Genomic DNA, 15,030 nt, shown 5'->3' with positions numbered 1-15,030 from the left:
TGATCACCTGAACTATCAACAGTATAGGTGATCACGTATTTGAATATGCTAACCAAGGTATTGACATAGTTTACGCTTCAACGACTTATGGTCTTAGTGCTCATTTAGAATACCTAAACCTGACAGGTACAAATTCTATCAATGGTTATGGTAACAATTTAAATAATGTCATTAATGGCAACAGTGGTAATAACAATATTTGGGGTGGTCTTGGCCTAGATACTGTCAATGGTGGTGATGGTGATGATATTATTTACGGTGATTATATCATTGCCAGCACTGGACAATATCTATTTAGCCTACCAGGAACTTGGCTCTCTACCCAAGCAGAAGCTCAACGCCTTGGTGGTAACTTAGTTACGATTAACAACGCCACGGAACAAAGCTGGCTAAACACAACCTTTGGAACTAATGAAGTGTTTTGGATCGGTCTGAGCGATCGTACTATAGAAGGTCAATGGCAATGGGTTAGTGGTGAAACCTCAACCTATCGTAACTGGTTTCCCGGTGAACCTAACGATTATCGTAGTTCCTCAATTCCCGATGGTGAAGATTATGCAGTGATGGGTTGGGGCAATCAGGGTTGGAATGACCTTCAAAATTATCCCAACCAACATTTGCGAGGTATTATTGAAATTCCTTCAGTATCACCAGAAATAGGTGAAAGTGATATTTTAAATGGTGGTGCAGGCAATGACCGTATCTATGGTGGTGGTGGTGATGACCAGTTGTATGGGTCTTATGGTAATGATAACCTCTATGGTGGTTTTGGTAATGACTTGTTAAAGGGTGAAAGCGGTAGAGATCGCATGAAGGGAGGTTTTGGTGATGATCAATATGTTCTTGATGTTGATAGTATGGGTGATACCATAGTTGAATATGCAGGTCAAGGTATTGATAAAGTTTACACCTCCATTACCTATCACCTTGGCGATAATTTGGAAAATCTAGAGCTCGATGGGACAAATCCTATCAATGGCTACGGTAACAATCTCAATAATGTTATTCAAGGCAACAGTGCCAGTAACAATATTTGGGGTGGTCGAGGTCATGATACCGTCAATGGTGGTGATGGTAATGATATTGTTTACGGCGACTATCTCGTCACCAGAAATGGACACTCTTATTTGTTGAGCCAACCGGGCACCTGGTTCAATACCCAAGCAGAAGCTCAACGCCTTGGTGGTAACTTAGTTACAATTAACGATGAAGTGGAACAAAACTGGCTAAACACCACCTTTGGATTTAATTACGATGGATTTAATGTTGAAGCTAATCGATTTGAAGCTAATCAATTGTTTTGGATAGGCTTGACAGATCATACTACTGAAGGTCAATGGCAATGGATTAGTGGTGAAACTTCAACCTATCGTAACTGGGCATTCGGTGAACCTAACAATTACACTGATGATGAAGATTATGCAGTTTTGGTGAGTTGGTTTAATCAAAACTGGGAGCAAACCTGGTTTTGGGTTGGTGCCCAAAATTATCCTAATAAAGTTTATTTACATGGTATAATCGAATTACCGTCAGTTATACAAGAAATTGCAGGGAATGATAGTTTGTATGGTGGTGCTGGCAATGATCGTATCTATGGTGGTGCCGGTGATGACCTTTTAAATGGGGGTACTGGAAATGATGTCCTCTCTGGAGGTGCTGGTGCAGATAAGTTTGTCTTGAATATCCCTACTGAAGGGATAGATTACATTAGCGACTTTGTCAGTCAGCAGGGGGATAAACTACAAATTTCGGCTAGTGGCTTCGGCAGTGGTCTTGTTCAAGGAATTTTAGATGTGGGTCAATTTGTTTTAGGTGCTGCCGCCTTAGATACAAATGACAGATTCATCTATGATCGTTCATCAGGATTACTATCATTCGATGCTGACGGTTCAGGTACACTAGGTGCTGTACAAGTTGCGAATTTCTCTAACAAAACTGCCTTAACGAATACTGATATCCTGATTGTATAGGATACATTAGACATCTCCATAAATTTGGTGTTAAGCTAGAGAGGATAATGGTTTTATATTCTCTAGCCTATTGCCTATTGCCTATTGCCTATTGCCTATTGCCTCTTGCCTTTTGCATTTCTCAAGGTAGACTATGTTCACAACTGAACTAAAAATGCTATATCAACGCCACAACCGCTTAATTTCTTGCCAAATTTGTGATTGTCCTAACTGAGTATTCGGATGAGTTAAAACTCCCTGACTGGGACTAAACAAAAATGCCAGCATAAATAAACCAAAAGCTACTAAAACAATTGCTGGTCCAGAAGGCAGATTAAAAAAATAACTCAGGTACATACCAGTAATACTAGCTACTACCCCAAGGGCTGAACCCAAAATCATCATCTGGTGCAACCGATGGACTAATAAGTAAGCTGTTGCTCCTGGTGTGATTAACATCGCTAGCACCAAGATCACTCCAACTCCTTTGAGGCTAGCGACAATGGTCAAGGCAATCAAGATCATCAGACCAAAGTTCAGCAAGTTAGTTGGTAAACCTGCTGCTTTTGCCCCTAAGGGATCAAAGGTATAATACATTAATTCTTTGTACAGCAGGAGAATGATTGATAGTACAATCGCGGTGATAATGGCTGTATTGATGACTTCTTCATTGGTGACACTCAGAATATTGCCGAATAGGAAGTGATTGAGGTCAATTTTGTTATCTTTCTGCATCACCGTAATTAAAGTGATGCCTAGGGCAAAGAAAGCGGAAAACACAATCCCCATGGCGGCATCTTCTTTAATTTGCGATCGCGTCCGGATCCAAGTAATCACCACAGTGCTAACCACCCCAGCAATAAAGGCTCCCACAAAAATGTCAGCACCGATCATAAATGCGATCGCTAATCCCGGTAGTACAGAATGACTGATAGCATCTCCGAGTAACGCAAGTCGCTGTACCATTAGGTAGCTACCAACTGCGGCACAAACGATGCCCACTAACACCGCAGTAATTAGCGATCGCTGCATAAACCCATAGTGCAACGGCTCAATTAAAACCTCTAACATATAGCATTTTTAGGTTAAATGTAAACATAAGATTGAGATAAAAAGGGAACAGGGAACAGGGAATAGGGAACAGTAGGAAACAGGGATGGAAGGATTTTTTTGTGCTATCATAAATCAGCTTTTGCCTTTTGCCTTTTGCCTTTTGCCTTATTTCACTTTACAGCAACTGGATCTAACCAAAAAACGACTTGACCACCATAAGCCTGTTGCATATTAGCTGCACTCAATACCTCTTGCCTAGAGCCACTAGCAATTAACTCCCGATTCAACAAAATCAAATCATCAAAATGAGTGATCGCTTCTCCCAAATCATGGTGAACTACCAGCACAATTTTTCCGGCATCGGCGAGTTGATGGAGGATAGTAAAAATTACAGCTTCAGTTTTTTTGTCAATACCAGCCATCGGTTCATCAAAACATAATATATCTGCTTGTTCAGCTAATGCTTTAGCGAGAAAAACGCGCTGCTGCTGTCCTCCCGATAGCTGTCCAATGGGACGATTGCGGTAATCCCCCATGGCAACTTGTTCGATGGCATCCGCTGCAATCCGCCGGGATACCGTGGAAAAGCGACGAAACCATCCTGTTTTCCGGACTCTACCCATTAGCACAACATCCCAGACAGTAGCGGGATAAGTCCAGTCAATTTGCGTCCGCTGTGGCATATAAGCCACCTTTTCTAACTGTTCTATCAACGGTTTTCCCTGATACATAGCTTTGCCTGTGGCAGTGGGAACTAACCCCAGCATGGCTTTGATCAAAGTACTTTTCCCAGCACCATTCGGACCAATAATTCCAGTTAATCGTCCTGGTTTGATCTCACAGTTGATATCCCTGAGTGCTTCTACTAGGCGGTAGTGTACACCCAGTTGCCTCAGGGTAATGGTTCCTGTCTGGGACAGATTGCTATATCCAGCTTGGTGTTTCCTCTTGGGAGAAGCAAGGTGATGAACCGAGGCAGCATCTGGCATAGAGGGTTCCGGAAACAAAAAATTAAACAAATATGAAAATAGTTTACCATGAAATATGAAAAGAATATGATAAGACTTATGCTGCAAACCTAGTTTCTTAGCAAAATTACACCGATTTCAGCCTTTGATTGATAGCGATGCAGCGAGGTAGTGCGGTATTGGGCGTTGCTGAATTGAAGTATGAATGCGCGATCGTCTGGTTTTGGTCAAGCCCCCTAAATCCCCCAACTTTGCGGTGCGACCCAAGGGCGATTTACTCGCCCATTGGAAAGCGCACCGGGGGGGACTTTCAGAGTTTTGTTCCCCCCAGAATTGGGGGGCTAGGGGGGCGGAATCATACCCAGAATCAGCAACGCCCGGTATTGGTGCGTAAGTTCTGATCAAAAGATAACGATTAAGCCGATGAGAGTAATTACTAAGTCCTACAGTAGAAAGCGCCAATGGTGGCTGACAGTAGTAATCATTTTAGGAGTCTGGATAAGTGGGTGTGATACCACCGGAACAAAGCAGAGTGGTATTGATGGCGATGATAAGCCGAATGTAGTTACCACTAGCACTATCATTACCCACTGGACGAAACAAGTAGGAGCAGATGAAATTGAACTGACGGGTATCCTAAAACCGGGAGCAGATCCCCATGTCTATGAGCCAGTCCCAGCCGATACTATAGCGTTGGAACAAGCTAATCTGATTTTATACAATGGCTACAATCTGGAACCAGCACTGATTAAGCTGATTAAGTCTGCTGGGGTTAAGGTCAAGACCTTTGCAGTTGCGGAAGTGGTGTCACCCTTGAATTTTGAACACGAAGGCAAGACGGAACCGGATCCTCATGTTTGGGGGGATGCTAAAAATGCGATCGCAATGGTGAATGCCATTCGGGATCAGTTGATTGAACTCTCACCGGAGGACAAGGAAGAATTTACCAAGAATGCAGCACAGCTAACTGCTGAATTGAAAACGCTTGATGCTTGGATTATCCAGCAGATTCAAACTATTCCTCAGAAGCACCGCTACCTAGTCACAACTCATGATGCTTTTCAATATTATGCTCGTGCCTATGGCATACCAGTGGCTGGAACCTTAATTGGCATGAATACTGAGGAAAAACCCAGTGCTCAGACTGTCAAGGGTTTGGCAGACGCTATCAAAAAAATTGGGGTTCCAGTGATTTTTGCGGAAACCACGATTAACCCAGCTTTGATCAAGACTGTGGCTCAGGAAGCTGGGGTGAAATTAGCGCCAGAAGAATTATACTCTGATTCCTTAGGTGTACCGGGTAGTGAAGCTGATACTTACATCAAAATGTTAATCACTAATACTCACACAGTTGTTGAAGGCTTAGGAGGGAACTATCAAACGTTTAATCCAGTTGAGTAATGTACTTGACTAATGTACTTGACTAATTGCCAGAGACTTGTTTGAGTTTTTAATCATTTAGCTACCTGCTCTCTAGATGCCAGCAAAGGTAGACGAAGAGATAAATACAATGGTCAGATCTATGGATTAATTAGGTTTTGGAACCGTTGCTCGTCTTTAATCATGTCAAAATCCGCATCAATATTAATGATAGACTTAAGTCTATCATTCAAACTCATCGCTTGTTCTAAACTGGCAATTGCTGAGTCAATCTCACCGTTTAAAACATAATAACAAGCTTCATTGTAGTAAAGATTAGATGAATTTGATTTTAGCTGCCGTACTCTTTCCAAACTGTCCCAGGCTTCTTGATAGCGACCAAGTTTGATCAAGGCATAGGCTCTATGGTTCCAAGCATGATGAAAATCTGGGTTGAGCTGAATCACCTGATCATAGGAAATCAGTGCTTCTTCATACTGTTCCATGTATCTGAGAGTATAACCTTGTCCAAACCAACTCCTAAAGTTGTTCGGATTAATTTTAATCGCCTCGGCATGGGCAGCGAGGGATTCCTCATATCGCTTTAATCTCTGCAGGGCTTGGCCTTTTCCTGACCAAGCCACATCGGAATCTGGCTGGAGCTGAAGCGCTTTTTCATAGGATGCGATCGCATCTTGATAGCGATTTTCAATCCACAGAGCGTGTCCTTGATTGATATAGTCATCAACTGTTAAGTATAGCTGGGGATTAGCAGACTTTAACGACTCCAGCTGTTTAGTTAGCTCTTCCAGTTTTTGTTGGACTTCTGGAGCAACAAATTCTTCTTGGATAATCGACGGAGTAATTCGAGAAATTTCGTTAAAAATCTGCTCTTTCTCATGTTGAGCAGCCACAACTAGATGCTGGAGTTGAGAAACAAAATCAGATTTCAGCGTTTCCAGCTCCTGCTTAAAAGCTTCAACTTGTCGTTTTAATTCCGTAGTGACTTCAGCATCAATTTGCTCTTTTATTTTTTGTTCAGCTTCTTCTTGGAATTGCTTTTGCGTCTCAGACACTAATTGGTTGATGATGCTACGACGTAGCAAGAGCACTGCCAGACTAGTAACAATAGGGATGGCGATTAGTACTGTAATTAAAAGGTTGAGCAGGTTAATCGTCCAGTCAAAGGTTCGATGAACTTCCGATTGGATATGATTGCGAATTGTGTAACTTTTCTCTAGATGATCATTAATTAACCTTTCCACTTCCTCCCGTTCTTGGTTCGACAGTAGTGGAGTTGGTGGTGTAGCGTTAGGAAATGATGAATTAGGTTGAGCAATTGCCCCCTCAACTGATAGCAGTAAAGTAGCCAAAGTAATAGCAAGGTTAGGCTTGATTTTCATAACAACTCATATCAAGTGTTGCCAATCCGAATCAACTGTGTTTTTATAATTGAGCGACAAGTAATTACATTTTATATACGAGCACGAACATTTCGGATGCTAGGCAGTACAATTTGGATCTTATTGATGGGCTTTTTTGGGGGTCAACTTGCCCGTCGCTTGGGAGCACCTCCTTTGATTGGCATGATTGTGGTGGGTATCGTGATCGGACCAGAAGTGGGGGATGCGATCGCACCACAAGTCCTAGTTATTGCTGATGACCTACGCACCTTCGCAGTTATGGTCATTTTAATGCGGGCAGGACTGGGATTGGATCTCGAGAAACTCCTGGAGCAAGGAACTGTTGCGCTAAGGTTAGGCTTTTTGCCCGCCATCACCGAAGCGATCGCAGTAGCTGTTGCTGCGATAATACTGTTTAATTTCGATTTTCCCACTGGATTACTCCTAGGTTGTGTAGTCGGAGCAGAATCCCCCGCCGTGATTGTGCCAGGAATGCTGCGACTCAAAAGTTTAGGCTGGGGCGTAGCTAAAGGGATACCGGATGTGATTCTAACTGGGAGTGCCTTATCCGATGTCCTAGTATTGCTACTCTTTAGTTTGATGGTGAATTTCTTGGCACAAGGAACGATCAACAGTAATGCTATCCAATTCCTGCCCCTGCAAGTTCTAATCCAGGTCGCCCTTGGTGTCTTAATTGGATATATCGCTGCTCAGTTAATTATTTTCCTATTAACCAAACAAAATTGGACCGAGACTATCGTCCAAGATACCTTAATTACCGCAGCAATTGCCTTATTATTAGTAGTGTTAGCTAAAAGTCTGCCATACTTTTCTGGCTATTTAGCTACCATGGCAATGGGATTTTTCCTAATACAATTAGACCCTCCCTTAGCACGACGCTTGCGAGTGGAATTTAACCATCTGTGGGTAGTAGCAGAGATTATTCTATTTGTCTTGATGGGAGCTAGTATCCAACTGCGGGTATTAGAAACAACCCTGTTACCTGGCATTTTAATCCTCGCCATTGGCTTATGTATCGGTAGGATGGTCGGGTGGTATCTCTCCACATTGGGGAGTAATTGGACTTGGCGAGAGAAACTGTTTTTGTTACCCGGAAACTCCGCAAAAGCCACAGTACAAGCAGCCATTGGTGGTATTCCCTTGAGTCAAGGGCTAGAAGGAGGTCAGACAATTTTAGCGATCGCAGCCCTCTCAATTTTGATTACTGCACCTCTAGGGGCTTGGGCAATTCCCACCTTTGCCCCTAAACTCTTATCCCAAGACCCTGTAGACCCCACCAAAGTAACCGTTGCCTCTCATACTCTGCTACTAGCCGCTGTCGATACCTCTAATTTAGCCACCCACGTATTAACTAAAGTAGCAGATTTAGCAAGACGAAGTAATGGGGAAGTTATTGTTTTACATGTGATCACAACATCAAATCAGCCAGAAGTCAAGCAGTTACAGAACCAAACCAAACGCTTGCTCTTGGATATTCGGCATCAGTTTATTACCGTAACCGGTTCGATTCCCGAAGAAATTGTTCGCATAGCCCAAGAGCATCAAGTAACAGATATTGTGATGGGAAAACGGGGACATCAACCCTGGCAGCAAGTGCTGGTCGGTTCCGTATCTCAGGCAGTGTTAGAAACCAGTCCAATTCCAGTAATTTTGGTTGAAGAATTGGAACGAACAAAAGTAACTTATCCTAGCAAATAACAAGTATTGTAGTGATCGAAACGCTATCAGGTGCTAAGCTTTAATTACTAAAACTTAACACCTAAAATCTAACACCTAAAATCTAACATCTTGCCCTAACCATAAAAACTAAATTGACAGGGTATTAGTACTTAAGCTATCAGCTATCAGCTAATGCGCGTAGCGCAATCGGTGATTTTGAATAAAATAAGCTGAGCCCTGACGGCTGACTGCTGAATACTTACATTAGTACCGCTCCCAATAAGGCTGAAAACCTCGTCGTTTCAGAATATCAACCTCCAGCCGCAGGATGCGATTATCGAGCTTAGGATTAGCTGTCCCTGTAGACTCTTTCTCTTCCGAGTTGAGTCCTTCAAACCGTTGGAGGGCTGTAAACGGAAAATCTTGGGCAACACTTAATTCAGCCAAGTTTTGGCGAGCCGATAAATTCTTGGGCTCCAGTTCTAGTATCTGTTTATAAAACCCCGTTGCCTTAGCATAGTGCTGTTGAGTAAAGCTAATCCCTGCCAACGCTAGTAAGGCACCAATTTGATCAGGCTCCCGTTCTAAAATTTCTTCGTAAGCATTGCTAGCTAATCGCAAATCCCTCAATCCCATAGCCAATTCTCCCTGCACAAAGTAGGCATCGATATTATCAGGATTACCGGCAATCCACTCAGCTATTTCAGCTTTAGCTAACTTAGGGTCTCGCTGTGCTAAAACCTGTAGCCGTCGCAATTGTACAGGAGCATTATCTGGTGAGACCTCTAGTAGAGTAATGTACAGGGTTTCTCGTTCTGGGTCAGCAGGCAAAACACCCACCAAACTCAACAATTCCGGCGGTGGATCAATAGAAGGCTGAGTCTGTAGCCATTGATTGAGTACCCCTTCCGCTTCCTCTTGGTCAATACGTTTAGTTTGATATGCTAAACTACTGCGCCCCAGCTGGGCTAATAAATCATTGCGATCGCGAGATAGCAGCTGGTCATAGATAACCAGAGCTTTCTGTGGATCACCTTGGGCAATGTGGATTCCCGCTAACCCCCGCAAAGCACCATAGAACAAATTATTATTTGGGTTACTCTGAATAATTCTCTGATACCGCTGGATAGTGGCATCGAGATTTCCCTGGCGACGGTCAATCTCTGCTAGCAATAATTCCGTACTCTGGTCCGATTCACCAGTAGAGGTTGCCCTGTAACTATCAATCGCACTTATTGCCTGGGCTAGTCGATTCTGCTTTATCAAAATCTGAGCAACACGGAAATGCAAAAACGGTACATCTACCCCTGTAGCCAGCAAATCTTGGTAAACACTCAGCAGTTCTGGATCAGGAGGGTCTAGACGCAACAAAGCTTGGGCTAAATCTCGCTGCTGAGCTGCTTCACTCGGTAGGGTTTGGGTTATCTCAAGCAGCCGCTGTCGCCGTTGAGTTCGGGATAACTGACCCAATTTACCTTCTAGAATAATCTGCTTCACCAACAAGCTTTGGTTATTCGACTTCACCAACAAGCTTTGGTTATTCGACTGCTCCTCGGTCAACTGCTGATAAAGCTCTAGAGCTGATGCCCACTGGGTTGGTACCTCACTCATCACATCAGCCACTTCCCTGACTAAAGCAGAAGATGGCTTTGATGTTGAGGCCAGTACCTGACGGTAGAGAGTAACCGCGTCTTCGGTTAGGTCAGAGCGACCCTCACGACGACCAATTTCTGAAAGGGCCCGGGCTAAGGGTAAAGCCGCTTCATCCCTCCCTCGCAACGGTTCTAGGACAGACAAAGCTTCTGTGAGTTGCCCAGAGGCTTGATAAGCTTTAGCTAAATCAGCCCGTAGATAGCTATCATTGCCATAGAATTGGGAAAATTGATTGAGCTGGGCTTCCAGTACCTCTACCGCCTGAGCAGGATTGCCAGTTTCTCGTAGAGCCAGAGCATAGGCTCCCGCTGCATTTCCCGGAATTGGCTTACCGCTAGCTTGGTAACGATCAAATAGCTCCAGCCCTTGCTGATAGTCACCACTATAGGTATAGATTTGAGCAGCACCAAGAATGATTTCTGGTGTAGGATTGCTCTCCAGCACAATTTGATAATCAGCTAGGGCTTCCGGAAAACGACCTTGGTAGCCCAGCAGTAAAGCCCGCTGAGCAAGAGCAGCAGTATCATTAGGACTTAGGTTTAATAAAGTCGTTAGGGCTTCAATCCCATCCGGCTGCCATTCAGGACGATAACCTCCCAATTCTCCTACCGCTTCCAGAGCCTCTTTATTGTTTGGGTCGATGGCTAGGACTTGTTGATAAGCAGCCCAAGCATCTGCATCTCGCCCTGCTCGCTGATACGCTATCGCTAGACCTAACCTCCCTTCCTTCGATTGGGGAGAGCCTTTTAGAGCTTGTTCAAAGGTTGCGATCGCATTATCCACCCATCCTTTCTTTAACAGAGAGTAACCTCGGCGTACTGCAGAAGTAACTTGTGCTTGGAGCGCTGGTACCACCGATTCAACTGGGCTGAAGATTAATACTCCTGCTAACCCAAAAACCATCAAAAAGACCCACCAACGCTGCCAGTGGAAATTTTTTTTGCCAAGAGAATCGTTATTCATTGGTCAAAAGCATGAAGTATGAAGAATGAAGTATGAACTATCAAGGATGAAGGATAAACTATCAAGGATGAACTATCAAGGATGAACTATCAAGGATGAATCAGTGTCTATGTTCTATCTATCTGAGTAATTCTATGAGCGAGTAGCTTTAAAAACCCATTACTCAGCACTGACGCACTGACGCACTGACGCACTGACGCACTGACGCACTGACGCACTCAGCACTCAATCCCAGAGATCACTCACATCAAAATCAGCCCTGACTCGAACACCAAGAATTGTATCTGAAAACTGATCTCGTCCTTGCAAAGTCACACCTGCACGCACATTAGGTGAAACACGCACGTCATAGAACAATTCCCAAACATCTGGTACTTTATTACCTTCGTCCCGGCGCAAGTCATCATTAGACAATTGCCGACCATAGCCAAGCCCTAGTCGGTCATCATCCATAAACAAATCTAAGAGGTTCAGACCCACACTGTAGGTATCCCCGCTTTCATCTAAATCAAGATTTTCGTACCAACCATAGCGCCCAAACAGTCCCATCTTGAGAGCAGGAATATATAGTTCTCCATTAATCCCGTAAGCTTCTTCGCGGTCAGAGGACTTCGGACCAAACTCGTTATCCCCTCGGTTCAAAGAAAAAATTTCCTGGAATCCATCTTTCTGAGCATCCCGAGCCGATAGGTAAGTCCCCCGAATGATTGCTGTACCTACCCGGAAAGCTAGCTCTGAAGAAAACCCATCAAAGGCAAAATCATCCAGGTCTCGGTCTGAAGAAAAGCCCGCAGCTCTTACTTCCAGGTTGTCGGTTAAATTCCAGTTGAGCAGCACCCCCGGACGGGACGCTATACCTGCTGCTGCCAGAGCAGGATTCGTCTGAAACACCGGGTTAAAGAAATGGGTCGTACTATCTTTAGCAAAGCTATTGCGGTCAAAATAAGATGTCAAATCCATTAGACCAACTACAAAGCGCAGATTAGAATAGCTAGGCACAGAAGTGGTAAAGTAAAGTTCATTGAGACTTAATCCCGTTTCTTCGGTGTCGGAAAAGCCATCCCCAGTGGTGAGGTCAACTGTGGCACCAAACAAAGCATGGGGAGAAAGGGGATAAGTTCCTTGCAGCCGTAGTCTCGCTGATGTGTCTACCTGATTCAGAAAGGCACCTTGTACGTTTAGGGTCGGAGCTAAAGGGTTATCATCCTTAGGCTCAATCTCTGGAATTAATGGACGCTCTGGTGCTTCCTCAAAGTTAGTTTGTGCCAGCTTCTTAGGCTCAATCGATACCCAATCATCTTCACTGGGGTGGAAGCTCTTAGGGTCATATTGCTTGGATAAACCTACAGTCCTATCAAAGTACCTCAGGCAGCTTTCGTTTGTGTAGCCACAACCAATTCCTTGTCCGCTGCTAACCGAGTAGTATTGGCTGTTAGGGTTTGCTTGAAACCTAGCCCTCATCCTCCTGCATGAATCCTTAACAGACCAGTCCTCCTGGGACTTTTCAGACAAATTGCTAGAGTTGAACCTGTCCAGCCGGTCTTGGTCTGTATTGCTCCAGACGTTATGCTGTGATGGTTTCGACGTTTCGCTCTTAGGGCTAAGAGGTTTTTCCGAAACAATTTGATCCGGAAGACTAGGACATAGCCCCGAAAAATAAGCATGGGCTGGTTCTGTTTTCAGACTAGCAACACCTAACAAGAGTGATAGGGTGATCGGGGCTATAAAACCCCATTTGGCTAAGGGGGAAGTCGAGCCAATGGATAATAAGTAACTTAGCTCAACGGAACGCTTTGAGGCGCTCATGCTTGGTTGATTATTAGTATCAATAGCAATAGGGATTTGATTTATGTCTCTCATGAGCACCACAATCAATGAAATATAATTGTGCTTAGTTAACATTTATGGCCAATACAGCGGTTTGCAATTCAGTTAGGTACAAAGTTCTGGGTTTTTAGGGAGCTTCGGAGCTGGGAGCTGGGAGCAGGAAAGAGGGAAGAGGGAAGAGAGAAAACAATCCTGTGTACCTGATAGTTATGCAAACCGCCGTAAATGTTTTACCAGCCGAGAAAAGCTGCTCCGTTTTTTTTAAAATTGGGGCTAATTATATCATATAATTAAGTAAGCTTGATTAGTTTTTTCAAAGTCTTAGGTTTAATCCGATATCATAAGGTTTGGTAACTTCTGAATGTTATTGAATACCAATGCTACTATACTTAATGTCACTTTCAAATTCATACAACAAAAAAAAATATGATTTTTAGGGGATATTTAAATCAATGAAAATATTCATCATATAAATAATATAAATAGCTGGCTAAAACCCTAACAAAAAAATATAAATGAATAAAAATTAACCAGGCCAAGCATTAACATTAATCATCCCCAAAAATTACCAAAATAAATTTTGATTTGTTAAACTTTAATTTAATCACAATTTTATGCAACTATCGACTATGCACAAAACCTTTATTTTTATTTGTACAAAAAAAATAGTCAAACAAAATATGACCCATTTGTTAAAAGGGGTATTTAGCATCTTTATACTCTTACTTTTAAGTAATGGATGCACCCAGCTTCCATTACCAGGACGGCAATTAACTAATCGATTACTCGGTCAATCTTCCAAAGCAATTTTTCAGCTTAGGGTGACCAAATCAGACCGTCCGGGGATCTACACCGTAGCAGGAACCACGAATCTTCCCGAGGAAATTCCCATCACGGTAGCAGCGATTCGCTATTTGCACCCTAATCAACAGCTCTCTTTCAACAGAGACGCAAATTTTATCTATTCAATTCTGGCTTATCAAAATGTCGATGTAAAGAAGGGAAGATGGCAGACCGACTTGAAACTATGGCAAATTGCACCAGACGGTCAGTTTCAAGAAGTCTGGCAAATGGATCAGTCCAAACTTGGGTTATCACTAAAACCAGCAGAGGAAGTAACCTTTGTAGCCACCCTCGCCCCCAAAGAGTCCCTCTGGGAACTAGAAGAGGACTTAAAGAAGCAGCGAATAACCCTAGCAAGCAGCCTGATCAACAATACATCGGATGGTCAACGGTATGTCCAGGCACGTCAAATTCTGTCCGTTGCCTTACCCACCGGTCAGACCAAACCACCTGAACCTAGACCTGAGGATATTAATGATGGCTGGGGCAAGCGGTATCTGCTGCTACCAGAACCACCGATTATTTATAAGCTTGACAAGCCTAGTCAACGTCGAATCGATGCTCCCCTTTCAACTCCTGAGTTTTTACAATGATATCTGGTTTAAGGAGTGATGGAGTGATGGAGTGATGGAGTGATGGGGTGATCACTCCATCCCTCCGTTCTTGTGCTTGGACAAAAGATAGTGTGGAAAGGGAATTTTCCTCACCTGTTTATCCCCTCATCTGTTCATCCCCTCACCCCTTGAGAGTACTGATACTAATATCGCCCATCACAACACACTGGCAAGCTAGACGTGCGTGAGGATTGTCTGGAGCTAACACATCAAGCAAATCCTGCTCATCAGCTGTGATAGGTGTCAGGTTTTCAATGCCCCTGACTACCTCCATTAGACAGGTTCCACAGGATGCTTCCCGACAACCAAAAAGAAGGGAAATGGGATGCTCATCGCAGATGTCAGCTAGGTTTTGGTTAGGTTCGACCTCAAGGGTTTTTTGATCGTCTTCAACGTGAATACTCACCATAGCAACAATTTGGGTCTTTCATTTATAACATTACTGGAGCAGGAGCTGGCACAAGTTTGGGCGTTGCTGAATCTTCGAATGAATAGGAGTAGAGTGGGCATCCTGCCCGCCGGAAAATATATTGAAACTGGCAAGATGCCAGTTCCACCAAGATGCCCATTCCACAGGTGCGACCCGTGGCGAATTTAATTCGCCAAGGTCAAGCGCACCTAAAAACTCTTAAAATCATTCCATTATTAAGCAACGCAAGGTGCATAGCCAACAACTATGGGATTGCCTGGAAATTCTGGCAAATATTCTGGATTAACT

General features: G+C 43.6%; 10 protein-coding genes. 4 read left to right on the top strand and 6 right to left on the bottom strand.

Features of this window, described 5'->3' with window-relative positions:
- Nucleotides 1–14 precede the first annotated feature (14 nt).
- Complete coding sequence (locus tag F6K37_RS16460) at nucleotides 15–1,970, top strand: lectin-like protein (RefSeq protein ID WP_502887751.1); 1,956 nt, start codon at nucleotides 15–17, stop codon at nucleotides 1,968–1,970.
- A 162-nt stretch (nucleotides 1,971–2,132) separates the two neighbouring features.
- Here F6K37_RS16460 and F6K37_RS16455 read toward each other — a convergent pair whose 3' ends face one another.
- Both F6K37_RS16455 and F6K37_RS16450 read right to left on the bottom strand, forming a co-directional pair.
- Nucleotides 2,133–3,020 (bottom strand): metal ABC transporter permease, encoded by an 888-nt coding sequence (locus F6K37_RS16455; RefSeq protein WP_008181123.1) that lies wholly within the window; start codon nucleotides 3,018–3,020, stop codon nucleotides 2,133–2,135.
- A gap of 152 nt (nucleotides 3,021–3,172) precedes the next feature.
- On the bottom strand, nucleotides 3,173–3,991 hold the full coding sequence (locus F6K37_RS16450; RefSeq protein ID WP_008181125.1) for a metal ABC transporter ATP-binding protein: 819 nt from the start codon (nucleotides 3,989–3,991) through the stop codon (nucleotides 3,173–3,175).
- 402 nt (nucleotides 3,992–4,393) lie between these two features.
- On the opposite strand from F6K37_RS16450, the gene F6K37_RS16445 reads away from it, so the two are divergent.
- On the top strand, nucleotides 4,394–5,371 hold the full coding sequence (locus tag F6K37_RS16445) for a metal ABC transporter solute-binding protein, Zn/Mn family (protein WP_008181130.1): 978 nt from the start codon (nucleotides 4,394–4,396) through the stop codon (nucleotides 5,369–5,371).
- Nucleotides 5,372–5,490: 119 nt separating this feature from the next.
- On the opposite strand, the gene F6K37_RS16440 is transcribed toward F6K37_RS16445, so the two are convergent.
- A complete protein-coding gene (locus F6K37_RS16440) occupies nucleotides 5,491–6,732 on the bottom strand; it encodes a tetratricopeptide repeat protein (RefSeq protein WP_008181133.1) in 1,242 nt (413 codons plus the stop codon).
- A gap of 96 nt (nucleotides 6,733–6,828) precedes the next feature.
- Here F6K37_RS16440 and F6K37_RS16435 point away from each other — a divergent pair, with 96 nt between their 5' ends.
- On the top strand, nucleotides 6,829–8,451 hold the full coding sequence (locus F6K37_RS16435; protein ID WP_287251216.1) for a cation:proton antiporter: 1,623 nt from the start codon (nucleotides 6,829–6,831) through the stop codon (nucleotides 8,449–8,451).
- A gap of 225 nt (nucleotides 8,452–8,676) precedes the next feature.
- Here F6K37_RS16435 and F6K37_RS16430 read toward each other — a convergent pair whose 3' ends face one another.
- The gene (locus tag F6K37_RS16430; RefSeq protein WP_008181137.1) at nucleotides 8,677–11,028 is read right to left on the bottom strand and encodes a tetratricopeptide repeat protein; all 2,352 of its coding nucleotides are present in this window, start codon (nucleotides 11,026–11,028) and stop codon (nucleotides 8,677–8,679) included.
- Nucleotides 11,029–11,253: 225 nt separating this feature from the next.
- Nucleotides 11,254–12,888, bottom strand: coding sequence for a porin family protein (locus tag F6K37_RS16425; RefSeq protein WP_131826959.1), 1,635 nt, complete (start codon nucleotides 12,886–12,888; stop codon nucleotides 11,254–11,256).
- Nucleotides 12,889–13,535: 647 nt separating this feature from the next.
- On the opposite strand from F6K37_RS16425, the gene F6K37_RS16420 reads away from it, so the two are divergent.
- Entirely contained in the window at nucleotides 13,536–14,291 is a 756-nt protein-coding gene (locus F6K37_RS16420; protein ID WP_143764197.1) for a hypothetical protein, read from the top strand.
- Between the two features lie 142 nt (nucleotides 14,292–14,433).
- Here F6K37_RS16420 and F6K37_RS16415 read toward each other — a convergent pair whose 3' ends face one another.
- Nucleotides 14,434–14,721: a 2Fe-2S iron-sulfur cluster-binding protein gene (locus tag F6K37_RS16415; RefSeq protein WP_008181143.1), complete on the bottom strand. Its 288-nt coding sequence runs from the start codon at nucleotides 14,719–14,721 to the stop codon at nucleotides 14,434–14,436.
- Between the last annotated feature and the right edge of the window lie 309 nt (nucleotides 14,722–15,030).

This window comes from Moorena sp. SIO4E2 (assembly GCF_010671945.1).
Lineage (GTDB): Bacteria > Cyanobacteriota > Cyanobacteriia > Cyanobacteriales > Coleofasciculaceae > Moorena > Moorena producens.
The sequence above is the reverse complement of the archived record's forward strand: the minus strand, read 5'-3'. Positions and strand labels throughout refer to the sequence as shown.

Coding starts and splice junctions, on each gene's coding strand:
- F6K37_RS16455 (WP_008181123.1), bottom strand. CDS start 3,020: ATGTTAGAGGTTTTAATTGAGCCGTTGCACTATGGGTTTATGCAGCGA.
- F6K37_RS16450 (WP_008181125.1), bottom strand. CDS start 3,991: ATGCCAGATGCTGCCTCGGTTCATCACCTTGCTTCTCCCAAGAGGAAA.
- F6K37_RS16445 (WP_008181130.1), top strand. CDS start 4,394: ATGAGAGTAATTACTAAGTCCTACAGTAGAAAGCGCCAATGGTGGCTG.
- F6K37_RS16440 (WP_008181133.1), bottom strand. CDS start 6,732: ATGAAAATCAAGCCTAACCTTGCTATTACTTTGGCTACTTTACTGCTA.
- F6K37_RS16435 (WP_287251216.1), top strand. CDS start 6,829: ATGCTAGGCAGTACAATTTGGATCTTATTGATGGGCTTTTTTGGGGGT.
- F6K37_RS16430 (WP_008181137.1), bottom strand. CDS start 11,028: ATGAATAACGATTCTCTTGGCAAAAAAAATTTCCACTGGCAGCGTTGG.
- F6K37_RS16425 (WP_131826959.1), bottom strand. CDS start 12,888: ATGAGAGACATAAATCAAATCCCTATTGCTATTGATACTAATAATCAA.
- F6K37_RS16420 (WP_143764197.1), top strand. CDS start 13,536: ATGACCCATTTGTTAAAAGGGGTATTTAGCATCTTTATACTCTTACTT.
- F6K37_RS16415 (WP_008181143.1), bottom strand. CDS start 14,721: ATGGTGAGTATTCACGTTGAAGACGATCAAAAAACCCTTGAGGTCGAA.